Consider the following 22,661-nt stretch of genomic DNA (forward strand, 5'->3'; position numbering starts at 1 on the left):
AATCTAAAAAATATGTTTATGAAACAGATGAAATTTTTATTGGTAGCTTTGATGGCTGTGGTGATGAGTGTATCGGTGACTTCTTGTATGAATGGAGAAAATAATCCAATTTATACAGGGTTGGCTGTAGCTGAATGTGTTGGTACATATCCTGCTACTTTCTCAGTCTCAAACAATCAGAAATTAGTTGTAAAAGATGCGACCTTGCTTGATTTAAGGTATGGGACAACGTATATGTTTTATTATCAATTTAATACAGAGGAGCAATCTGCTTCTGCAGCTTCAATAACTGTGACACTCTATCAAGGAAGTGCTCCAGTAGCAATTGATGCTGATGATGACGAGGGGCCGGTGGCAAACTCTGCGGATTACGAGGCTGATGCAGCATTGTATTCTTTGGGTACATCTTTATTTCCATCTTCTTTTTTACTTTATAATAAAAAATTGCTGGTTCCCTTTGGTTATTGGGTAAAAGTAGAAGAAAATACTGATAAGCAAAAAGAAGAATTGAATAAGCACTCTTTTGTTTTAACGTATGATGTTACTAACATAGCAAGTGGTGCGAAAACACTTGAATTGACACTTAATCATAAAATTAGTGACGCAGAAGGTGAGAAAGTTACTCGTGACAGGTGGGCGGAAGGCTATAAAGTGTACGATTTGACTACAGCTATAACAGCTTTTAGTGAAAAATCGGGAACAGTACCTACTACTATAAAAATAAAGACGAAACTTAATACATCTACTGGCGGCTCTTTGGAAGGGGCGATAGATGGTACGAACGAGGTAACTTATACTACTGAATAACATTGAACTACAAAGAACTATTTAACATAGCAATGAAATTGATTTCCTCTCCGGCTAAGGCTTGGGAGGAAATTTCTATGGAAGAGGATAGGCGAAAAGTATATATGGCTTTTGTCTATCCTATGATTGGTTTATGCGGTTTGTCCGTATTCATTGGTTCGTTACTGACCAATGGATGGGGAGGTCCGCAAAGTTTCCAGATAGCTATGACCAATTGTTGTGCCGTAGCTGTAGCCCTGTTCGGAGGCTATTTTCTGGCAGCATACGCCATAAATGAGATGGGGACGCGAATGTTTGGTATGCGCAGTGATATACCATTGGCGCAACAGTTTGCAGGATATGCGCTTGTTGTACCATTCCTGCTCCAGATTGTAACCGGACTATTACCTGATTTTAGAATTATTGCTTGGCTGCTGCAATTCTACATCGTATATGTGGTATGGGAAGGGGTTCCCGTATTGATGGGCGTAGAAGAAAAACTGAGATTGAGATACACCCTTTTCTCATCTGCGTTGTTAATACTATGTCCGACGGTGATTCAGATTGTTTTCAATAAACTGACAGCCATACTTAATTAAATATGTGAAGATGAAACAACCCTCTGTAAATATAAAAAATAAACGGGCTACGTTTGATTACGAACTGATAGATACCTATACGGCAGGTATTGTGTTGACAGGTACGGAAATCAAATCCATTCGTCTGGGAAAGGCAAGCCTGGTAGATACGTTTTGTTATTTTGCGAAAGGCGAATTATGGGTGAAGAATATGCACGTCGCCGAGTACTTCTACGGTTCGTATAATAATCATACGGCACGTAGAGAGAGGAAGTTGTTGCTCAACAAAAAAGAATTGGAGAAACTCCAAAGGGAAATGAAGAATCCCGGCTTTACGATTGTTCCCGTGCGTTTGTTTATCAATGAGAAAGGGTTGGCGAAACTCGTAGTTGCCTTAGCGAAGGGTAAGAAAGAATACGATAAACGGGAATCGATCAAAGAGAAAGACGACCGCAGGGATATGGCAAGAATGTTCAAACGATGACATGATAGGATAAATGAAAAAGACAATTTCTCAGATTGTATCCGAACGCATCCTTATCCTGGATGGAGCAATGGGGACAATGATTCAACAATATAACCTCAAGGAAGAAGATTTTCGTGGTGAGCGGTTTGCACATATTCCCGGACAATTGAAAGGAAACAATGACCTGTTGTGTCTGACACGCCCGGATGTGGTTCAGGATATTCACCGTAAATATCTTGAAGCCGGTGCGGATATCATCGAAACGAATACATTCAGTTCGACCACTGTTTCTATGGCTGATTATCACGTGGAGGAATACGTGCGTGAAATGAACCTTGCCGCAGTAAAACTTGCCCGTGAACTAGCCGACGAGTATACAGCGAAGAATCCCGGAAAACCGCGTTTTGTAGCGGGCTCTGTCGGACCTACGAATAAAACCTGTTCCATGAGTCCGGATGTCAACAATCCGGCTTATCGCGCTTTAAGCTATGACGAATTGGCTGCATCCTATCAGCAACAGATGGAGGCTATGCTTGAGGGTGGAGTAGACGCTATCCTGATTGAAACCATATTTGATACGTTGAATGCTAAAGCGGCTATTTTTGCTGCCGGACAAGCAATGAAAACAACAGGTGTCAAAGTACCCGTTATGTTGTCGGTGACCGTATCCGATATCGGTGGAAGAACCTTATCCGGACAGACGTTGGATGCGTTTCTTGCTTCCGTTCAACATGCCGACATCTTTTCCGTAGGTTTGAACTGTTCGTTCGGTGCCCGCCAGCTGAAACCTTTTCTGGAACAATTGGCGGCACGTGCACCTTATTATATAAGTGCTTATCCGAATGCCGGTCTGCCGAATAGTCTGGGCAAGTATGATCAGACTCCTGCGGACATGGCCCATGAGGTGAAAGAATATATTCACGAAGGATTGGTCAATATTATCGGTGGCTGTTGTGGAACAACCGATGCTTACATAGCCGAGTATCCGGCTCTGGTGGAAGGTGCGAAACCTCATATTCCTGTTGCCAAGCCGGATTGTATGTGGCTCTCCGGACTTGAACTGCTGGAAGTGAAACCGGAAATCAATTTTGTGAACGTCGGCGAGCGTTGTAACGTGGCAGGCTCACGCAAATTCCTCCGGCTCATTAATGAGAAGAAATATGATGAGGCCCTTTCCATAGCCCGCCAACAAGTGGAGGACGGAGCTTTGGTGATTGATGTGAATATGGACGACGGACTGTTGGACGCAAAGTCGGAAATGACAACTTTTTTGAATCTCATCATGTCCGAACCGGAGATAGCCCGTGTTCCGGTGATGATCGACTCTTCTAAGTGGGAGGTAATAGAAGCCGGATTGAAATGCCTTCAAGGTAAATCGGTTGTCAACTCTATTTCTTTGAAAGAAGGGGAAGAAGTCTTTCTTGAACATGCCCGGATTGTCAAACAGTATGGCGCTGCTGCCGTAGTAATGGCTTTCGATGAGAAAGGACAGGCGGATACTGCCGCCCGTAAGATAGAGGTTTGCCAACGTGCTTACCACCTTTTAGTAGATAAAGTGGGGTTCAATCCGCATGATATTATCTTTGACCCCAACGTGCTTGCCGTAGCTACAGGGATTGAAGAGCACAATAATTACGCGGTAGATTTTATCGAAGCTACCGGGTGGATAAAACGGAATCTTCCCGGTGCCCATATCAGCGGGGGAGTAAGTAATCTTTCTTTCTCGTTTCGCGGCAATAATTATATTCGTGAAGCGATGCACGCCGTATTCCTTTATCATGCCATTCAGCAGGGAATGGATATGGGTATCGTGAATCCGGGAACCTCTGTTCTGTATAGCGACATTCCAACGGACGTATTGGAGAAGATTGAGGATGTCGTGTTGAACCGTCGTCCGGATGCAGCCGAACGTCTTATTGAGTTGGCGGAATCTTTGAAAGCGACCATGAACGGAACAAACGGACAGACGGCTGTCAAGCAGGATGCATGGAGGGAAGATTCTGTTCAAGAACGTTTGAAGTATGCTTTGATGAAAGGTATCGGTGATTATCTCGAACAGGATCTGGCGGAGGCTTTGCCACTCTATAATAAAGCGGTCGATGTGATTGAAGGTCCGTTGATGGATGGAATGAATTATGTCGGTGAACTTTTCGGGGCGGGTAAAATGTTTCTTCCTCAGGTTGTAAAGACTGCGCGTACCATGAAAAAAGCCGTTGCCATCTTGCAACCCATCATCGAATCGGAAAAGACGGAGGGAACGACCTCTGCCGGAAAGATATTATTGGCAACCGTGAAAGGTGACGTGCATGATATTGGAAAGAATATCGTTGCCGTAGTAATGGCTTGCAACGGTTACGATATTGTTGATTTAGGAGTGATGGTCCCTGCCGAAACCATTGTGCAGCGGGCTATTGAAGAGAAAGTGGATATGATCGGATTGAGTGGGCTGATTACACCGTCTCTCGAAGAAATGGCTCATGTGGCAGGTGAACTAGAGAAAGCGGGATTGGATATTCCTCTTTTGATTGGTGGAGCCACCACGTCGAAGATGCATACGGCATTAAAAATAGCTCCTGTCTATCATGCTCCGGTAGTGCATTTGAAAGACGCTTCCCAGAATGCGGGCGTTGCCGCCAGATTGTTGAATCCGCAGGCGAAAGCCGAACTGGTAAATGAGTTGGAAACGGAATATAGAGCGCTTCGTGAAAAGAGTGGTTTGCTGCGTCGTGAAACCGTGTCATTGGAAGAAGCCCAGAAGAACCGGTTGAATCTGTTTTAGCATTCTATATAAGAAAAAAGATACGTTATAATCAGTATTAGTAAGCAAAAGTTTTGTCTTTTCAATAAATTCCTTACATTTGCGTTCTAATTAATTCATATCTAATACGCAAATGTTTGGAATAGACGACCCTTTTATCATTTTGCCATACCTGCTTTCAGTGGTATGCGTGGTGTTTGCGGCCTGGTTCGGGCTGAAATATTGGAATAAGGACGACGAAAAAGACGAAACACGATGAATACATTTACACTTGGACTGATTGTGGTAGCCTATCTGCTGTCACTCGCTTATTTAGGCTTTCTGGGATATAAGAAAACGACGTCCGCCAGCGATTATCTGGTAGGTGGCCGTCAGATGAACCCTATCGTTATGGCACTTTCCTATGGGGCTACTTTCATTTCGGCGTCCGCTATCGTTGGTTTCGGGGGAGTGGCTGCCGCTTTCGGAATGGGAATCCAATGGCTGTGTTTCCTCAATATGTTTATCGGAGTTGTCATTGCTTTTATCTTTTTCGGTTTGCGTACCCGACGTATGGGGGCAAAACTGAACGTGAGTACTTTCCCGCAATTATTAGGACGTCATTTCCGTTCGCGCAATATACAAGTATTCATTGCTGCCGTCATTTTTATCGGAATGCCACTATATGCGGCAGTCGTAATGAAAGGCGGTGCGGTCTTTATCGAACAGATTTTTCAGATAGACTTCAATATCTCTTTGTTGATATTCACTTTAGTGATTGCCGCTTATGTGATAGCGGGAGGAATGAAAGGAGTGATGTATACGGATGCGTTGCAGGCGGTTATCATGTTCGGCTGTATGCTTTTCCTGCTGTTCTCTTTGTATCAGGTGCTTGATATGAATTTTACCGAAGCCAATAAGGAATTGACGGCAATTGCTCCGTTAGTTCCGGAAAAATTCAAGGCATTGGGACATCAAGGGTGGACGGCAATGCCAGTGACCGGTTCTCCGCAATGGTATTCATTGGTCACTTCCCTTATTCTGGGAGTGGGAATCGGCTGTCTTGCACAACCCCAGCTGGTGGTTCGTTTTATGACTGTGGAGAGCAGCAAGCAGTTGAATCGCGGGGTGTTCATCGGTTGTTTTTTCTTGATAATAACCGTAGGAGCTATCTATCATGCCGGTGCATTGAGCAATCTTTTCTTTTTGAAGACAGAGGGTGCGGTAGCAACGGAGGTAGTACAGGATATTGATAAGATTATTCCCTATTTTATAAATAAGGCAATGCCCGATTGGTTTGCGGCACTCTTTATGCTGTGCATCCTTTCGGCAAGTATGTCTACGCTCAGTTCACAATTCCATACGATGGGGGCTTCCGTCGGTTCCGATATTTATGGAACGTACAAACCCCGTTCGCGTGACAAGTTGACTAACGTTATTCGTCTTGGGGTACTGTTTTCTATCTTGGTCAGTTATATTATTTGTTATATGCTTCCGCATGACATCATAGCACGTGGCACTTCTATCTTCATGGGAATCTGTGCCGCTGCTTTCCTGCCCGCCTATTTCTGTGCGTTGTATTGGAAGAAAGCCACCAAGCAGGGAGTGATGGCAAGTCTGTGGGTAGGAACCATCGGCAGTTTGTTCGCTCTCGTATTCCTTCATCAGAAAGAATCTGCCGCATTGGGTATCTGTAAGGCGTTGTTTGGCAGGGATGTGCTGATCTCCACCTACCCTTTTCCGGTCATAGATCCGATATTGTTTGCGTTGCCTCTGTCTGTGTTGGCTATTATCGGAGTCAGCATGATGACCTATAAGAAATAAGTATTACACTTTGATTTTCTTTTTGTAGGATTCATAGCGTGACAGGATGTCACGGACAAAATTATAAGTTTCTATGCCACGAAAATATCCGTTTTTACAGACCGGGTCGGTGAAGTACTCTTCATTGCTTTTGAGCAAGATGAAGTTTTCTACATTGTCTTTCCATACCAGTTTGTTCTTACCGTATTTCTCGGCCAGTGCCATCGCATCATAAATATGTCCTAATCCGGCATTGTAGGAAGCCAGGATAAAACTGAGACGTTCCTGCTTATCGGGAATCATGCTGAGACTACGGTCGGTAGCTGCGATATATTTGACTGCCGCTTTGACGCTTTCTTCCGGATTCTGTTCCTTTCCGGGCGGAACTCCCATAGCCCGTGCAGTAGCGGGCATTAATTGCATCAGCCCTTTTGCTCCGGCCCAAGACACGGCTGTGGTATCGAAATTGGATTCCGTGTAAGCCAATGAAGCAAGCATACGCCAATCCCAACCGATATCTTTGGAGTACTTCTTGAATAAATCATCATAGTGCGATATCTTCCCCTCTCTTAGTGAAAGGATAGGAGAATGGGGCATCATTTTGCTATTCTCGAAGTAGCGTTTCATACTGGCTGTATAGGCAGGAGAGGTCATATTTTCCTCATGCCATTTGGTGGCTGCTGCCGCCAGCTCGGGACAGTCTTTTCTCACAGCCCATGATGAACGTTGGTCAAAACTGATGGACAAATCAATATTTAAGTTGGGATAATACGTTTTATTAAGCTTGGCCAAATCGTTGTCGGCTACCGTGTATGGAATCTTGCCTTGCGCTACTTGTGTGATCAGGTCTTCGGTAGTAATACTGTCATTGGTTACCTCATGGATTTGAATGCCGCCTCCCAATTCGTCGTTCAGGTTGACAAGACGGTCGTAATACTTTCCGGGCTTTACATAGATATCTTTCCCAATCAGCTCCGTTACATCTTTCAAGGGTTTCTGTTTTCCTTTTCCCTGTTGCACAATAACCTGATGGGTGATGATATCCTCACCGCAATAGATAAGGCTGTCTTTCCATTCCTTTGTTACGGGCAGATTGTAGGCAATCATGTCTCCTTCGCCTGCCAGTAATTTCCGGATCAGTTCGTCGACACTGTTAGCTACTTCGATCCTAAGTTTTAATCCCAGACTTTTGGCGAACTGATCGCTAAGTTCGTATTGAAATCCCATTTCCTGTCCCCGATAAATGAAGTAGGAAGTAGAACTGTATAGTGTCAATACGACCAGTTCGCCGCTGTCTTTTATCTGCGGAAGGTCGTATGCGTTCTCGCTTACAGGATTGGGTCGCGTGTTCTTACATCCGAACACGCAACAGAATAATACAAGGAATAAAGGAATAATCAGTGTCCTAACGCCCATTCTTTAATTTTTAATTTTCAATTTTTAATTCTTGAGGTGCTTCTTGATATACATTGTCAGAATATCAATAGCTACCTTATTGTTTCCACCTTCCGGTACAATAAGATCGGCATAACGCTTGCAAGGTTCGATGAATTGCAGATGCATTGGTTTCAGAACCCGCGTATAACGTTCCATGACCGCTTCGGCAGTACGTCCGCGTTCAATCACGTCTCTTTGGATAACGCGTATCAGTCGTTCGTCAGGATCAGCGTCTACAAATATTTTGAGGTCCATCATGTTGCGCAATTTTTTATCACATAAAGCAAGGATTCCCTCAATGATAACCACTTCGCGAGGTTCAATGTGAATCGTTTCGGGCTGCCGTGTACAGGTAAGATAAGAATAGGTAGGCTGTTCAATGCTTTTCCCTTCTTTCAACTGCATGACATGCTTGGATAGCAAACTCCATTCGAAAGCGTCCGGATGGTCGAAATTGATATTTTGACGTTCTTCCACCGGGACGTGGCTACTGTCTTTGTAGTATGAGTCCTGAGGTAGTAACACCACTTCTCCTACGGGGAGACTTTCTATGATTTTCCGTACAACGGTGGTCTTTCCGGAACCTGTTCCGCCTGCTATGCCTATTATTAACATCTCTTTAAGTATATATTTAAACTAAATGGAGTAAATTTGCATTGTTTATACAGTATATAAGAAGACAAATATAGAAACAATTCATTAAAATAGCAACGGTAATGGTAAAACACATTGTATTATTTAAGTTAAAAGACGATGTTCCTGCTGAAGAGAAGCTGGCAGTCATGACTAAATTTAAGGAAGCGATAGAAGCACTTCCCGCTAAAATCTCTGTAATCCGTAAGGTAGAGGTCGGATTGAATATAAATCCGGGTGAGACTTGGAACATCGCGCTTTACAGTGAGTTTGATACTTTAGAAGATGTGAGATACTATGCAACGCATCCGGAACATGTTGCGGCCGGTAAGATTCTGGCTGAGACAAAGGAGAGCCGTGCGTGCGTGGATTATGAGTTATAACCCCCAATAATAAAAGAATGAAAAAACTATTTTCTTTTCTGCTCTTAAGCTTTGTGGCCTATGTGTTGCAAGCGCAGATACAGGATCCTGTGAAATTTAAAACGGAGTTGAAATCTCTTTCCGATACGGAAGCGGAGATTGTATTTACTGCAACCATTGATAAGGGGTGGCATGTATATTCTACTGAGCTTGGAGACGGAGGACCTATTTCCGCCACATTCAACGTCGATAGCAAATCGGGGATTGAACCGGTAGGAAAGTTGAAACCGGTAGGTAAGGAGATAGCTACTTTCGACAAGTTGTTCGAGATGAAAGTACGCTATTTCGAGAACACGGCTAAGTTTATCCAAAAGGTGAAGTTCACAGGAGGGGCTTATGCGATAGAAGGGTATCTGGAATATGGAGCTTGTAATGATGAAAGTTGCCTGCCTCCGACACAGGTTCCGTTCAAGTTTGCCGGAGAAGCTAAGGGTAATACGGTGGCGGCTAAAGAGGACAAATCGGCTAAAGAGGATAAAGCAGAGAAGAAAGATAACGCAGACAAGACGGAGACAGATTTAGCTGTTTCAAAAGATACGGTTGCCATGACCGAACTGCTTTCCGCTACTCCGGTGGATGCGTCTACAGGTATCCAGCCTGCTGTTGCATCCAGTGAGCTTTGGAAGCCGGTCATTAGTGAACTGCAAGCGCTGGGAGAGGAGCATGGACAGAAAGATATGTCTTGGATATATATATTCATAACAGGTTTTCTGGGTGGATTATTGGCATTGTTTACTCCTTGTGTATGGCCGATTATTCCGATGACCGTCAGTTTCTTTCTGAAACGCAGCAAGGATAAGAAGAAAGGTATTCGTGACGCATGGACGTACGGTGCGTCTATCGTAGTGATTTATGTTGCGTTGGGCTTGGCTATTACACTGATTTTCGGTGCCAGTGCGCTGAATGCTTTGTCTACCAATGCTATCTTTAATATTCTCTTCTTCCTGATGTTGGTGGTTTTTGCAGCTTCATTCTTTGGAGCTTTCGAGATCAGACTTCCGTCGAAGTGGGGAAATGCGGTAGATAGTAAGGCTGAATCAACGACCGGTCTGTTGAGTATCTTCCTGATGGCTTTCACTCTATCTTTGGTGTCTTTCTCTTGCACAGGTCCGATTATCGGATTTTTGCTGGTACAGGTGTCTACTACGGGAAGTGTGGTTGCTCCGGCAATTGGTATGTTAGGATTTGCCATTGCATTGGCTCTGCCGTTTACTCTGTTCGCTCTGTTCCCGTCATGGCTGAAATCTATGCCGAAGTCCGGTGGATGGATGAATGTGATAAAGGTGACGTTGGGCTTTCTTGAATTGGCATTCGCACTTAAGTTCTTGTCGGTAGCCGATTTGGCATACGGATGGAGACTGCTCGACCGTGAAACGTTCCTTGCTTTGTGGATCGTGATTTTTGCTTTGCTTGGATTCTATTTGTTGGGTAAGGTTAAATTCCCGCACGACGATGATGATAATAAGGTAGGAGTTACCCGTTTCTTTATGGCGCTTATTTCTTTGGCGTTTGCGGTATATATGGTTCCCGGTTTGTGGGGAGCACCGTTGAAGGCGGTAAGTGCATTCGCTCCGCCTATGCATACGCAGGATTTTAACTTGTATGAGAATGAGGTGCATCCAAAATTCAAGGATTACGAGCTGGGAATGGAGTATGCCCGCCAGCAAGGTAAGCCGGTTATGATTGACTTTACCGGACATGGTTGTGTGAATTGCCGTAAGATGGAAGCTGCTGTGTGGACAGATTCAAAGGTGAGTGATATTATTAATAAGGATTATGTGCTCATCTCTTTATATGTAGATGATAAAACTCCGCTTTCGGAACCGGTGAAAGTAGTAGAGAATGGCACAGAACGTACATTGCGTACTGTAGGCGACAAATGGAGTTATCTGCAACGTGTGAAATTCGGTGCCAACGCCCAGCCTTTCTATGTATTGCTGGATGGTCAGGGAAAACCGTTGAACAAGTCGTATGCTTATGATGAAGATATAGCTAAATATATTGACTTCCTGCAAGTAGGACTGGAAAATTATAGGAAGGAGAAGTAATGACTTCTCTGGCGATGGATTGAGAAAAGGCGGCTTCATTCTTGGATGAAGTCGCCTTTTATTTTTTTATTTCAGAAAAAATACATACGTTTGTAACATCATAACAATACCTTTGTGGCCAAAAATAAAGAAAGTATGTACGCAACAGACACTCTAATGGATGAACGGGAACTGGTTCTCCGTCTGATAGACGGAGATGAAGAGGCCTTTTGCGAACTTTATGCCGCTTATAAGAATCGTTTGCTCTACTTCGCCCTGAAATTCGTCAAGTCGCGTGAATTTGCGGAGGATATATTCCAGGATGCGTTTACGGTAGTTTGGCAAACTCGTCGTTTCATCAATCCCGAAGCCTCTTTCTCTTCCTATCTTTATACTATTGTGCGTAATCGTATTTTGAATCAGTTGCGGGATATGGCTAATGAAGATCAGCTGAAAGAGCAGATTCTTTCTCAAGCGATCGATTCAACGAACGAAACGAATAATCATATTCTGCTCAATGATTTGAAAGAGATTATTGCTCATGCGTTGGAGCAATTAACGCCCCGCCAGCGTGAGGTATTCAAAATGAGCCGTGAACTACAGATGTCTCATAAAGAAATAGCCGAAGCATTGGGTGTTTCTGTTCATACGGTGCAAGAACATATTTCTCTTTCTCTAAAAGTGATTCGTTCTTATTTGACTAAATATTCAAGTACATCAGCCGATGTACTTTTGATTCTATTGTGCTTGAATTTATAATAAATGTTAATCATACCCTAGCTCTTTCTTACTTTTGTGTATTACTTATACAAAGGGAAGGAAAGTAATATCCTTATTTTGAATATATGATGAAAGATACTAAAACAGAAAAAGATAAATTGCATCGCTACCTGGATGATCTTTATACCCGGGATGATGCTTCACAGTTGTTGCAAAGTATTAAGGATTCAGAAAACCAAGATATATTGGACGAACTGGCAGCAGAGGTTTGGGAAGAATCCGGGAATCTGCAACCTGGTAATGATTTGGAGCGGGAAAAATATAAGAGAGAGGCACGCCAATTACTGAAGCGTATTGAACACAAAAAACGTACATGGTTCCGCCGGGCTTCTGTGGTGGCAGTCAGTACAGCGGCTGTAATAGCCATTATCATAGGGAGTGTCAACTTTTTCCGGTATATGAATGCACAACAGGTCACACTGGCTGAAATCACCACTTCCTTTGGTGAGAAAAGACAAGTGACTTTGCCGGACGGGACTCTTTTGGTTCTGAACTCTTGTTCGCAAGTGCGTTATCCGGATCGTTTTGTTGGAGATCTCCGTGAAGTGGAACTTGAAGGAGAGGGATATTTCCGTGTTGCCCGTAATGAAAAGATGCCATTTGTTGTGAGGACGAAGCGACTGGATGTTCAGGTGTTAGGTACCCGGTTTGATGTAAAATCCTATTCAACAGATGAAATAGTGTCTGTGAGTGTGGAGAGTGGTAAGGTACAGGTCGATTTGCCGGAAGCGATGATGAGGTTGACTGCTAAGGAACAGGTGCTTATCAATACTGTTTCCGGAGAATATAGTAAGAAAACAGAGGATAGGGGAGTGGCTGTCTGGATGAAAGGTGGGTTACGCTTTTACAGTACACCTATCCGCGATGTGGCAAAGGAACTGGAACGGGTATATAATTGCCGGATTACTTTTGCTCCCGGTCAGGATTTCAACAACTTGATTACCGGCGAACATGATAACAAGAGTCTGGAAGCGGTACTTAAATCCATTGAATTTATCAGCGGTGATATCAAATATAAGAAAGAGGGCATCAATGTACTTCTTTACAAAGAATGAGATGAATAATAGATAATGTTCAACCTTTTAAAAAATAATAGATGAAAACAGCTCCTTCATGAACCTCCCCAAAATGATAGAAGCACTCCAAAGGAATGCCTCTATCCGCAATCCGGACGGATATTCATAAGCTTCGACCCAAATGAATAACGTATCGCGCATTGCTTGTTTTTAATAACTTTAGTCAATTACTAAAACGCACAAATTTATGAATAATCTTCTTATTTGTAAAGGGATAAGTAAAAATAGCTGTTCGTTTTTAGCTTTTTTACTATTCACCTTCATTTTAATAGCTCCGGCTGCTGCTCAGACATTGAAAGAGCATGATATTACGCTTCGTGTGCAAAACGAGCCGGTAGAGAGTGTTTTCAATAAAATCAGCAAACAGACTAATTTTAAGTTTCTCTATGATCAGGAGACGGTGAACAAGGCTCCGAGAGTTTCTTTCGACATTAAAAATGCTTCATTAAAACAGATTCTGGGAGAAATTACTTCCCAGGCCAAGCTTTATTTCAATAGGACCGATCATACAATTGCTGTCAGCAAACAGCCGCTTAAGAAAGAAGAAACTGCTCAACGTGCACGCACTATCCAGGGAATAGTTGCCGATGATAAAGGAGAACCGGTGATTGGTGCCAGTGTGCAGATTAAGGGAGAAGGCAGTGGTACGATTACCGATATCGACGGACGTTATTCATTAATGAATGTACCGGAGTCTGCAACGTTGACCATCTCTTATATTGGATATAAAACGGTAAATATCTCTGCAAAGGATAAAAATACGGCGAAAATCACGTTGGTAGAAGATAGTAAGATGATTGATGAGGTAGTAGTGGTGGGATATGGAGTTCAGAGAAAAAGAGACGTCTCTACTTCTATTTCTTCCGTGAAAGCTGAACAAATTGCGGATGTTTCTGCTTCAGACTTTCGTCAGGCGTTGGCAGGTAAGATGCCGGGGGTACAGGTTACACAACCAAGTGGTGATCCGGAGGGAAGTGTAAGTATCCGTGTTCGTGGTATCAGTACGGTTAATGCTGGTAGTGATCCTCTTTATATTATTGATGGCGTGCCGGTGGAACGTGGATTTGCCAATCTGAATAATAATGATGTCGAATCTGTGGAGGTTTTGAAAGATGCTTCGTCGGCAGCTATTTATGGTAGTCGCGGTTCCAACGGTGTAATTATTATCACGACCAAGCAGGGACAGTCGGAAAAGATGAAAGTGCAGTATGATGGATATTATGGTATCCAGAGTGTTTCGAAGAAACTTTCAATGATGAATGCATATCAGTTTGCCGAATTTGCAAAGGATGGTCATGACAACGCTTATCTGGATGCTAATCCCGGAGGTTCACCGGATGACCCGAACGGAATGCGTCCGAATTCATGGGAGCGTATTCCTACGGAACTCTTTCCCTATCTGAATGGTGATAAGGGGTTGACGGATACGGATTGGCAAGATGCTATTTTTCGTACTGCTGCTACTACCAGCCACAATGTTTCTATTTCCGGCAGAGGAAAAACAGTCGGCTATTTCATTTCTGCCAACTATTATGATAAAGAGGGTATTATAATTAATTCCGACTTTAAGAAATATAGTATGCGTATGAATTTGGACGGGAAATATAAAAGACTGAAATTCGGTTTGAATTTCTCTCCTTCCTATTCTACTTCCAATCGGGTAGATGCTTCCGGATCTAATGGTATTGTGCAATCGGCATTGATGATGCCTCCGGTATGGCCGGTGTATAATGCGGATGGCAGCTATAATTATCAGGGAAACGGCTATTGGAGAATTGGAAATGACTATCAGCATAATGCCGTATTGAACCCGGTAGCCATGGCAAACTTACAATCGGATGTCGTAGACCGTATGGCGATTGTCGGAAAAGTTTTTGCTGAATTGGAGTTGTATAAGGGGCTTACTTATAACATTTCTTTTGGTGGCGATTATTATGGTTCGCATAATGACCAATATCGTTCTTCGGAACTTCCTTTATTGGGACAGAAGTATTATGATGTAAAGTCAAATCCGACAGCCTACAGTTCATCAGGTTTTTATTTCAACTGGTTGGTGGAGAATAAAATCAATTATAACACAACGATTAAGGATGCTCATTCTATCAATGTGGTCTTAGTACAGTCGGCTCAAAAAGAGACATATAAAGGAGATAATGTGACGGCAACCGATTTCCCGAACGACTATATACAAACAATTTCCGGAGGTACGGTGACGAAAGGTGCATCTGATAAAACCCAATGGACGATTGCTTCTTATCTGGCACGTATGCAGTACAGTTATAAAGGTAAATATATGGCTTCGGCAGCTATTCGTGCAGACGGTTCTTCCCGTTTTGGCAAGAATAACCGGTGGGGATATTTTCCTTCAGCTTCTTTGGCGTGGAGAATAAGCGGAGAAGACTTCTTTATGAAGGCTAAGTGTCTGTCGTTTGTTGATGATTTGAAGTTAAGAGCGAGTTATGGAGTGACCGGTAACTTCCAGATTGGCAATTATGATCATTTGTCTCTGATGGCTTTGGATAATTATGTGCTTGGCACAGGTAACGGACAATTGGTGAATGGTTATAAGCCAAGTACCATAAAGAATGAAGATTTGAGTTGGGAAAAGAATGCGATGGTGAATGTGGGTGTTGATTTGCAGATGTTCAAAGGATTGCTGGGATTGACTGTGGATTATTATAATACCAATACCTCTAATATGTTGTTGAATGTACCAGTTCCCCACCTGACCGGATATAGCACTGCATTGATGAATATCGGTAAAGTGAATAATAGGGGATGGGAAGTTGCCTTGACCTCACAGAAGAATGTAACTAAAGATTTCGGTTATTCGTTCAATGCTAATTATGCCACTAATACGAACGAGGTGAAGGCACTTGGTCCAGGTAATGCTCCTATCATATCTACCGGTAGCGTAGATCATGCTTATTACATAACGAAAGTCGGTGAACCTATCGGATGTTATTATCTGTTGGTGCAGGATGGAATTTTCTCTAATGAAGAAGAATTAAAAAAGTATCCTCATTTCAGCAATACCCAGCCGGGAGATTTCCGCTTTGTGGATGTAGACGGGGATGGAGTGATGGACTTGGATAAAGATCGTACAATCGTGGGTAACTATATGCCCGATTTTACCTATGGGTTTGGTGGTAAAGTCTGGTTTAAGGGATTTGACCTTGATTTTAATTTTCAAGGAGTATATGGTAATGAGATTCTGAATCTGAATCGTCGTTACATTGATAATCTGGAAGGTAATACCAATGGCACCACTATAGCCTTGAATCGTTGGAAAAGTCCGGAAGATCCGGGAAACGGTCAGGTGAACCGTGCCAACCGTAAGTCAAAGGGGTATAATGGTCGTACTTCAACCTGGCATCTGGAAGATGGCTCTTATCTGCGATTGCAGAATGTGACACTAGGATATACCTTGCCGAAGAACCTGACTCAACGCTTTTTCGTGGAAAAATTAAGAGTTTACGTTTCCGGACAAAACTTATGGACTTCGACTAATTATAGCGGATATAATCCGGAAGTAAATGCACGTCCGAGTAATTCTCTTTCACCGGGTGAGGATTATGGAACTTATCCATTGGCTAAAACATTCTTGTTTGGGCTAAACATAACACTTTAATCATCCTTTAAAATACACGTTATATGAAAAAATATAAACTAATACTATTCCTATCAACTGCCTTGTTATCAGTTGCTTGTACAGATAGTTTCTTCGATTTGGAACCGAGTAGCAGTGTGCCTACCGACAAGGTATATAAGACAGCGGAAGATTTTAATGTAGCCGTGATAGGATGTTACTCCAAATTGCAGACACAAGTTTCCTATTTTACAGAGTGTTGCGAATATCGGAGTGATAATTTGACATTGAGTGCGCCCACTGCCGGAACACAAGACCGTTATGATATCGATCAGTTTGCAGATAAAGCTTCTAACGGAATTTTGGAAGCCGCCTGGGCGAACTTTAATAATGGAGTCTATCGTTGCAATCTTGTATTAGATAGAATTGATGAGGCCAACTTCGATGCGACTCTGAAAAAACAATATAAAGGCGAAGCTCTTTTCATCCGTGCCCTTACTTATTTTAATATGTATCGTTTATGGGGAGGGATACCGATGACTAATAAAGTGGTGACGGTGGCTGAAGCTCTTAAAATCGGGCGCAGTTCCGATCAACAGGTTTATGATTTTCTTGTCGGTGATTTGAATCAGGTTGTTAATGAAAATATGTTGCCGTCTTCTTATACAAGTGCCGATATGGGACGAGTGACTTCCGGTGCTGCAATGGCATTGCTCGGCAAGATTTACCTGACTTTCCATAAATGGACGGAGGCTCGCAATGTGCTATCTCAACTAGTGGGTCGGTATTCTTTAATGACTACTCCCGAACAGGTGTTTGACGTGAACAATAAAATGAACGATGAGATTATTTTTGCTGTTCGCTTTAATAAAGATGTCGAAGGAGAAGGACATGGATATTGGTTCTCTATTATTAATCTGACTGATGATACCAATCAGACAAAGTCTCTGAAAGAGTGCTACAAAGATGGGGATAAGCGCAAGAATCTGATTACCTATGTAAAGGTGGAAGATAAAGTATGCGTGATGAATAAATTTAAAGATGTCAAAAGTGCGACCTATAATACAGTCGGTAATGACCAGATTATTCTCCGTTATGCCGATGTGCTGTTGATGTACGCCGAAGCTTTGAATGAAATCAGTTATAGTAATTTGCAGAATTCAGAAGCTATGGTTGCTTTGAATGCTGTGCATACTCGTGCCGGATTGTCTCCGCTTCAGATAACAGAACTTCCCGACCAGGATAGCTTCCGTAAAGCGATTATGTTGGAACGTCAACAGGAGTTTCCTTATGAGGGACAGCGTTGGTTCGATTTGGTACGTATGGGAGGTGCTAAGGAGGCTATGAAAGCAGAAGGACATATTATTCAGGACTATCAATTCCTGTATCCTATTCCTAAAACGGAGTTGGAAAGAATAAACAACACAGAACTGCTGTGGCAGAATACGGGATATTAATAGGATTAAACTAAAAGAAATCAAACGATGAAAAAAATAATATATAGCTTGTTGTTCATTTTCACGGTAGTCTTTACTGCTTGTGAAGAAGATCTGCCAAAGGCAAGTTTCGATTTATATGAACTGAAGTCACTAACGGCAACAGCCGGAGATATGAATGTGACTCTTTCCTGGGAAGCATACGAGAACGCCCGTCCGAATGAATATTTGATTCTTTGGACTTCCGGATCATCAGAAGCGGAAGGAGGCGAGATGACTGTGGATGCAAAAACAATGACTACCACTATCAATAATCTGGTGAATGATGTTGCTTACACTTTTTCTGTGCAACCTCGTTATGGGGGAGGATTGGCCAGTAAAACTACTGCTGCCTGTACACCGAAGAATGCAAGATATCCGATTTCTGATCTGACGGCAGCAGCCGGCAATGAAAGAGTGCGTTTGAGATGGACGAAACCTGCAAGTGAACGTTTCACTCGCTATCAGGTTACCGTGAATCCCGGTAATCAGATTATCAATCTGGATGATACTTCATTGGAAGAATACATCGTCGATGGTTTGACTAACGATCAGGAATATACATTTAATGTAGTCTGTGTTTATCCTACAGGCAATTCTATTGCGGTGGAAACTTCTGCTACTCCCGGATTGATCTATCCTATTCTTGCTAGTACGGAACTGGTTGTGTGGGAGCCTTCTACCTTTGCTTATAACGATATGTATTTCATGGCTGGTGAAGTGAAATCGGTAAGTTGGGATTTTGGTGATGGTACGACATCGGGAGAAAACAATCCGGTGCATGCTTTTGCTACTACCGGTACTTATACAGTGGCCGTAACGGTGACTTATGTTAATAATACCACCGAGTCGGGCAGTCTGACTGTCACGGTCGGCAATTATAAATGGAATTCTGTCGATTTGAACTTCGGTGGACTTACCGGATATGTAAAGACCTCCAATCCGGTGTTCTCTCCGGATGGAAAAACAATGTATATCCCGACATCTACTCCTGCGGGTCATTTGTTTGCTATTGACGTAGTGAGCGGTGAATTCAAGTGGGTGTTTGCTATTGATAAGGTGACTTATGGCGGGGGAGCGTTAGTCGGTTCTGATGGCACTATTTATCAGTGTGTGAGTGATGCTTCTGTAAATAATGTATATGCAATAGCTCCTACTAATGGTAAACAGAAATGGGCGGTTAAATTGGATGGTGCAATAGGAGCTTTCCCTGCATTGTCTGAAGATGGTGTCCTTTATTGTTTGACTAATAAAAGCATATTGTATGCACTTGATGTAGTTAATCAGGGTAGTATCAAGTGGCAGAAAAAGTTAGATGGTGACACGGGAGGTGCTGTTGTCCTTGATAAGAAAGGCAATGTCTATGCCGGTACGAATGCAACAATTTATGCCTTCAACTCAAAAGGTGAATCGCTTTGGACATTGGAAGGAGATAATAAAGTGACAGAACGAGGAGCTTTTGCGTTGAATGGTAATATGCTTTATGCAACATTGAAGGGAGGTGGACTTGTGGCTGTGGATATGACAAACGGAATGAAGAAATGGACGTATCCGACCACGAAAGGAGATGCTTATTTTCCGATTGTTGATAAAAATGGCAATGTCTATTTTACTGAAAAAGGATCACAGACTGTTCATGCAGTAAATGCCGGCGGATCTAAAATCTGGGAGAAAAATGTGGGTAACAATTTGAACTACAGTGGAGGTGCTTTGAGTACGGATGGTATTCTTTATATAGGTACCCAATCGAATAACAAAGTGCTGGGACTTGATATTACTAATGGTAACATTGTTTTTGAAGAAACTGTGGGACAACAAGTAATGGCAGCTGTTACTATTGGCCCCGATAAACGGCTTTATTGCGGAACGATCGGATCTGATAATATCGGTTCGATAAAGGCATTTGCTATCAATAAGACGTTGGAGTCGGACTCCTGGAGTATTCGTGGTGGTGATGTTCAAGGTACAAACCGTCAAAAGTAAGCGATAATGAGAGTTCCTGTTTTTATCTTATTTATGGCGATGACAATGGGTTTATATGCACAGAAATATAAAGTAGGTACGACTACAGCTTTGTGGAAAGTACCTGCTTCCACAGACTTTTCTCAAGCCCGGTCTGTGGGGGTAGAGTATGTGGAAGTAGCATTTAACCAGTGTTATAGAGGAGTTCCGGCAGATGAAGTTGTTCCTCGTATCCGGGATATGAAAGCAAAAATTGATAGTGCTGGTATCAAGGTCTGGTCTATACATCTTCCTTTCTCACGCACGTTGGACATATCGGTGCTGGATGAAAAGAAAAGGAAAGAAAATGTAGATTTTATGGCGGAGATGATTGAACAGTGCGCTCAATTTCAGCCGAAATGTTTAGTGCTGCATCCTAGTTCCGAGCCTATTGCTGACAGTATTCGGGCACAAAGAATAACTAACGCTTCCAGGTCTATCGCTTATCTGAAAAAATATGCAGATCAAATAGGAGCACAGTTGTGCATCGAAAATCTGCCGAGAACTTGTCTGGGTAATACTCCTGAAGAGCTTTTGGAGATAATCAAAGATATTCCGGGTGTGAAGGTTTGTTTTGATACCAATCATTATACTAAAGGGACGACAGAGCATTTTGTAGAAACTGTTGGTGAACGTATAGGTACTATACATGCCTCGGACTTTGACTTTGTCAACGAGTGTCACTGGCTTCCTACACAAGGTGACATTCAATGGGGAAAGTTAATGCATGCACTCGAAGGAATCGGCTATGAAGGGGTTTTCATGTATGAAGCTACCAAAGACCATGAAAACGACAACACACGTCCGACACCGGAACGGGTGGTTGAGACTTTCAATAAAATAATTAATGACTATAAAAATCAGAAATAAGATGGATATAATAAGAAAAATACAATATTTACTGTTTTGTCTTTTGGCAATAGGTTTTGTTGCTTGTGATGATGATGACAACAACAGTACCGAAACAGGTCATGAAGGAATTCTTACGCAATTGGCAGAGGAAGTAGATGCCACTGCACAACAGTTGTGGAGTTCTTCTCCTTTGATTGTCAATACCGGACGTACCACTACTTTGACCAAGATCCAGGGATATGCGGATAAGTGTAAAGATGATTATTTCATCAGTTATCTGAATGGCTTCGATCAGGCAAGTACGAGTATGGAAAAGTGTGATCCGATTATCTATTTTTATCGGAGTGCATTTGATCGTGTGATGGATGGAATTAAAAACTCAAAAGTAGAAAATGGTACGGCAGCGATCTGGTTACTCTATAATATGGGGTATGTGGTAAAAACTCCGTCAGGATGTTTTGCTATTGACATTTCTCATCGTTGGGCGAAAGAGCTGGCACCTTATATTGATTTTCTCTGTGTTACACACAAGCACTCCGATCATTATGATAATGATCTTATCCAGGCTATGTTTGATTTAGGTAAACCGGTGTTATCCAACTATTTGAAAGATACGACATATCCTTATACTGCAAAGGGGGATAAAGATTATGAAATTGGAAAATTCAAGATTAAAACCTGTATCACTGACCATAACAATGCCGGGTTATCTAATTTTGTGACTGTGTTTTCGATCGATTGTGGGGAAGATACCGGTAATTTCGTCTTTATGCATGTAGGAGACTCCAACTATAAACCGGAACAATATACGAATTTGGCTTCTCATGTGAATGTCTTGATACCGCGTTATGCTCCCAATGCTCTGACCGAAAATAATATTCTGGGTTCAGGTGCGGGACAGGTGGAGCCCGATTATGTCTTGTTATCACATATCTTGGAACTGGCTCATGCAGGTGTTGATGAATCAAGATGGTCATTGGATATGGCACTCGAACGGGCTTCGAAGATTAACTGTGAACAGACTTATGTACCAATGTGGGGAGAAAAACTAGTCTGGAAAAACAATAAACTGAATTAAAATTCTTAATGCTTGAACTTATGAAACGGATATGTAACTTCATACTTCTTCTGTGTTTGGTGCAACTGGCTGTTGCCCAAAATAGAATAGCTGAAATCAGAGAAAATCTGCTGGGAAATCATCCGGATAAAATATTGGTTGTATCCCACCGGGCTGACTGGCGTAATGCCCCGGAAAACTCATTGCAAGGTATACAGAATTGCATTGATATGGGTGTCGATATGGTGGAGATCGATTTGAAACGAACCAAAGACGGACATTTAGTAGTGATGCATGATAAAACAATCAATCGTACCATGTCCGGAAAAGGACTGGTGGAAGATTATACATTGGCCGAATTGAAAGCAATGCGTCTTAAAAATGGAGTAGCTTGTAAGACACGACATCAGATTCCTACATTGGAAGAAGTGATGTTGCTCTGCAAAGGTAAGATTATGGTAAATATTGATAAGGGGTATGATTATTTTCAGGAAGCTTATATTGTACTCGAAAAGACGGGAACGGTTGACCAGTGTGTTATCAAAGCCGGTCTTCCTTATGAACAAGTGAAAGCCGAAAACGGTGCTGTATTGGATAAAGTGATTTTTATGCCTATTGTACAGTTGCATAAAAAAGGAGCCGAAGCTATTATTGACAGTTATCAGACTCACATGAAGCCTGCTGCTTATGAGTTAGTGTTTGATAATGATAGTCCGGAGGTGCTTAACCTGATAAAAAAAGTGCGTGATACAGGTTCTAAGTTGTTTATAAACTCTCTTTGGCCCGAATTATGCGGTGGTCATGATGACGACCGTGCAGTAGAACTTCATCAACCGGATGAAAGCTGGGGATGGATCATTAATCAGGGAGCCAAATTAATTCAAACTGACCGTCCTGCCCTCTTATTGGAGTATCTGCGCAAAAAGAAACTTCACGACTAAA

The 22,661-nt window shown here is 42.4% G+C and carries 18 protein-coding genes; 16 read left to right on the forward strand and 2 right to left on the reverse strand.

The features are described from left to right. The first annotated feature begins 18 nt into the window (after positions 1 to 18). From GD630_RS03970 to GD630_RS03990, 6 genes are all read left to right on the forward strand, one after another. Positions 19 to 807: a hypothetical protein gene (locus GD630_RS03970; protein ID WP_182505698.1), complete on the forward strand. Its 789-nt coding sequence runs from the start codon at positions 19 to 21 to the stop codon at positions 805 to 807. A 32-nt stretch (positions 808 to 839) separates the two neighbouring features. After that, positions 840 to 1,385, forward strand: coding sequence for a Yip1 family protein (locus tag GD630_RS03975; RefSeq protein WP_143864747.1), 546 nt, complete (start codon positions 840 to 842; stop codon positions 1,383 to 1,385). Positions 1,386 to 1,395: 10 nt separating this feature from the next. Then, a complete protein-coding gene (gene smpB / locus GD630_RS03980) occupies positions 1,396 to 1,848 on the forward strand; it encodes an SsrA-binding protein (protein ID WP_007759119.1) in 453 nt (150 codons plus the stop codon). Positions 1,849 to 1,861: 13 nt separating this feature from the next. Continuing rightward, positions 1,862 to 4,609, forward strand: coding sequence for a methionine synthase (metH, locus tag GD630_RS03985; protein ID WP_143864746.1), 2,748 nt, complete (start codon positions 1,862 to 1,864; stop codon positions 4,607 to 4,609). A 112-nt stretch (positions 4,610 to 4,721) separates the two neighbouring features. Beyond that, on the forward strand, positions 4,722 to 4,847 hold the full coding sequence (locus GD630_RS21300) for a symporter small accessory protein (protein ID WP_007759122.1): 126 nt from the start codon (positions 4,722 to 4,724) through the stop codon (positions 4,845 to 4,847). Next, positions 4,844 to 6,391, forward strand: a complete 1,548-nt coding sequence (locus GD630_RS03990) for a sodium:solute symporter family protein (RefSeq protein ID WP_143864745.1) — start codon at positions 4,844 to 4,846, stop codon at positions 6,389 to 6,391. Before GD630_RS21300 ends, GD630_RS03990 begins: the two co-directional genes overlap by 4 nt. A gap of 3 nt (positions 6,392 to 6,394) precedes the next feature. On the opposite strand, the gene GD630_RS03995 is transcribed toward GD630_RS03990, so the two are convergent. Both GD630_RS03995 and udk read right to left on the reverse strand, forming a co-directional pair. Further along, entirely contained in the window at positions 6,395 to 7,786 is a 1,392-nt protein-coding gene (locus GD630_RS03995) for an MltF family protein (protein ID WP_143864744.1), read from the reverse strand. Positions 7,787 to 7,810: 24 nt separating this feature from the next. Beyond that, positions 7,811 to 8,422 carry a uridine kinase gene (gene udk / locus GD630_RS04000; protein ID WP_143864743.1) on the reverse strand — a complete coding sequence of 204 codons (612 nt, stop codon included), beginning with the start codon at positions 8,420 to 8,422 and terminating at the stop codon, positions 7,811 to 7,813. Positions 8,423 to 8,523: 101 nt separating this feature from the next. Between udk and GD630_RS04005 the strand changes: the two genes are divergently transcribed. From GD630_RS04005 to GD630_RS04050, 10 genes are all read left to right on the forward strand, one after another. Further along, the gene (locus GD630_RS04005) at positions 8,524 to 8,823 is read left to right on the forward strand and encodes a Dabb family protein (protein ID WP_007754429.1); all 300 of its coding nucleotides are present in this window, start codon (positions 8,524 to 8,526) and stop codon (positions 8,821 to 8,823) included. 17 nt (positions 8,824 to 8,840) lie between these two features. After that, on the forward strand, positions 8,841 to 10,910 hold the full coding sequence (locus GD630_RS04010) for a protein-disulfide reductase DsbD family protein (protein ID WP_143864742.1): 2,070 nt from the start codon (positions 8,841 to 8,843) through the stop codon (positions 10,908 to 10,910). 135 nt (positions 10,911 to 11,045) lie between these two features. After that, entirely contained in the window at positions 11,046 to 11,648 is a 603-nt protein-coding gene (locus GD630_RS04015) for an RNA polymerase sigma-70 factor (RefSeq protein WP_143864741.1), read from the forward strand. An 86-nt stretch (positions 11,649 to 11,734) separates the two neighbouring features. Further along, entirely contained in the window at positions 11,735 to 12,724 is a 990-nt protein-coding gene (locus GD630_RS04020) for a FecR family protein (RefSeq protein ID WP_182505699.1), read from the forward strand. 208 nt (positions 12,725 to 12,932) lie between these two features. After that, positions 12,933 to 16,376: a TonB-dependent receptor gene (locus GD630_RS04025; RefSeq protein WP_143864740.1), complete on the forward strand. Its 3,444-nt coding sequence runs from the start codon at positions 12,933 to 12,935 to the stop codon at positions 16,374 to 16,376. Positions 16,377 to 16,399: 23 nt separating this feature from the next. Next, a complete protein-coding gene (locus GD630_RS04030) occupies positions 16,400 to 17,791 on the forward strand; it encodes a RagB/SusD family nutrient uptake outer membrane protein (RefSeq protein ID WP_143864739.1) in 1,392 nt (463 codons plus the stop codon). Positions 17,792 to 17,818: 27 nt separating this feature from the next. Continuing rightward, on the forward strand, positions 17,819 to 19,792 hold the full coding sequence (locus tag GD630_RS04035; protein ID WP_143864738.1) for an outer membrane protein assembly factor BamB family protein: 1,974 nt from the start codon (positions 17,819 to 17,821) through the stop codon (positions 19,790 to 19,792). A gap of 6 nt (positions 19,793 to 19,798) precedes the next feature. Then, positions 19,799 to 20,680 (forward strand): sugar phosphate isomerase/epimerase family protein, encoded by an 882-nt coding sequence (locus GD630_RS04040; protein ID WP_143864737.1) that lies wholly within the window; start codon positions 19,799 to 19,801, stop codon positions 20,678 to 20,680. 1 nt (position 20,681) lies between these two features. Next, positions 20,682 to 21,740: an MBL fold metallo-hydrolase gene (locus GD630_RS04045; RefSeq protein ID WP_143864736.1), complete on the forward strand. Its 1,059-nt coding sequence runs from the start codon at positions 20,682 to 20,684 to the stop codon at positions 21,738 to 21,740. A 20-nt stretch (positions 21,741 to 21,760) separates the two neighbouring features. After that, positions 21,761 to 22,660, forward strand: coding sequence for a glycerophosphodiester phosphodiesterase family protein (locus GD630_RS04050; protein ID WP_029425751.1), 900 nt, complete (start codon positions 21,761 to 21,763; stop codon positions 22,658 to 22,660). The last annotated feature ends 1 nt before the right edge of the window (position 22,661 follow it).

Origin of the sequence: Bacteroides zhangwenhongii (genome assembly GCF_009193325.2) — a bacterium.
In the GTDB taxonomy this organism is placed as follows: domain Bacteria; phylum Bacteroidota; class Bacteroidia; order Bacteroidales; family Bacteroidaceae; genus Bacteroides; species Bacteroides zhangwenhongii.

Bases quoted from the DNA above. Each gene is read 5' to 3' on its own strand.
- metH (WP_143864746.1), top strand. From the start codon at position 1,862: ATGAAAAAGACAATTTCTCAGATTGTATCCGAACGCATCCTTATCCTG.
- GD630_RS04020 (WP_182505699.1), top strand. From the start codon at position 11,735: ATGATGAAAGATACTAAAACAGAAAAAGATAAATTGCATCGCTACCTG.
- GD630_RS04005 (WP_007754429.1), top strand. From the start codon at position 8,524: ATGGTAAAACACATTGTATTATTTAAGTTAAAAGACGATGTTCCTGCT.
- GD630_RS04050 (WP_029425751.1), top strand. From the start codon at position 21,761: ATGAAACGGATATGTAACTTCATACTTCTTCTGTGTTTGGTGCAACTG.
- GD630_RS03975 (WP_143864747.1), top strand. From the start codon at position 840: ATGAAATTGATTTCCTCTCCGGCTAAGGCTTGGGAGGAAATTTCTATG.
- GD630_RS04025 (WP_143864740.1), top strand. From the start codon at position 12,933: ATGAATAATCTTCTTATTTGTAAAGGGATAAGTAAAAATAGCTGTTCG.
- GD630_RS21300 (WP_007759122.1), top strand. From the start codon at position 4,722: ATGTTTGGAATAGACGACCCTTTTATCATTTTGCCATACCTGCTTTCA.
- udk (WP_143864743.1), bottom strand. From the start codon at position 8,422: ATGTTAATAATAGGCATAGCAGGCGGAACAGGTTCCGGAAAGACCACC.
- GD630_RS04010 (WP_143864742.1), top strand. From the start codon at position 8,841: ATGAAAAAACTATTTTCTTTTCTGCTCTTAAGCTTTGTGGCCTATGTG.
- GD630_RS04045 (WP_143864736.1), top strand. From the start codon at position 20,682: ATGGATATAATAAGAAAAATACAATATTTACTGTTTTGTCTTTTGGCA.
- GD630_RS04015 (WP_143864741.1), top strand. From the start codon at position 11,046: ATGTACGCAACAGACACTCTAATGGATGAACGGGAACTGGTTCTCCGT.
- GD630_RS03995 (WP_143864744.1), bottom strand. From the start codon at position 7,786: ATGGGCGTTAGGACACTGATTATTCCTTTATTCCTTGTATTATTCTGT.
- smpB (WP_007759119.1), top strand. From the start codon at position 1,396: ATGAAACAACCCTCTGTAAATATAAAAAATAAACGGGCTACGTTTGAT.
- GD630_RS03970 (WP_182505698.1), top strand. From the start codon at position 19: ATGAAACAGATGAAATTTTTATTGGTAGCTTTGATGGCTGTGGTGATG.
- GD630_RS04040 (WP_143864737.1), top strand. From the start codon at position 19,799: ATGAGAGTTCCTGTTTTTATCTTATTTATGGCGATGACAATGGGTTTA.
- GD630_RS04030 (WP_143864739.1), top strand. From the start codon at position 16,400: ATGAAAAAATATAAACTAATACTATTCCTATCAACTGCCTTGTTATCA.
- GD630_RS03990 (WP_143864745.1), top strand. From the start codon at position 4,844: ATGAATACATTTACACTTGGACTGATTGTGGTAGCCTATCTGCTGTCA.
- GD630_RS04035 (WP_143864738.1), top strand. From the start codon at position 17,819: ATGAAAAAAATAATATATAGCTTGTTGTTCATTTTCACGGTAGTCTTT.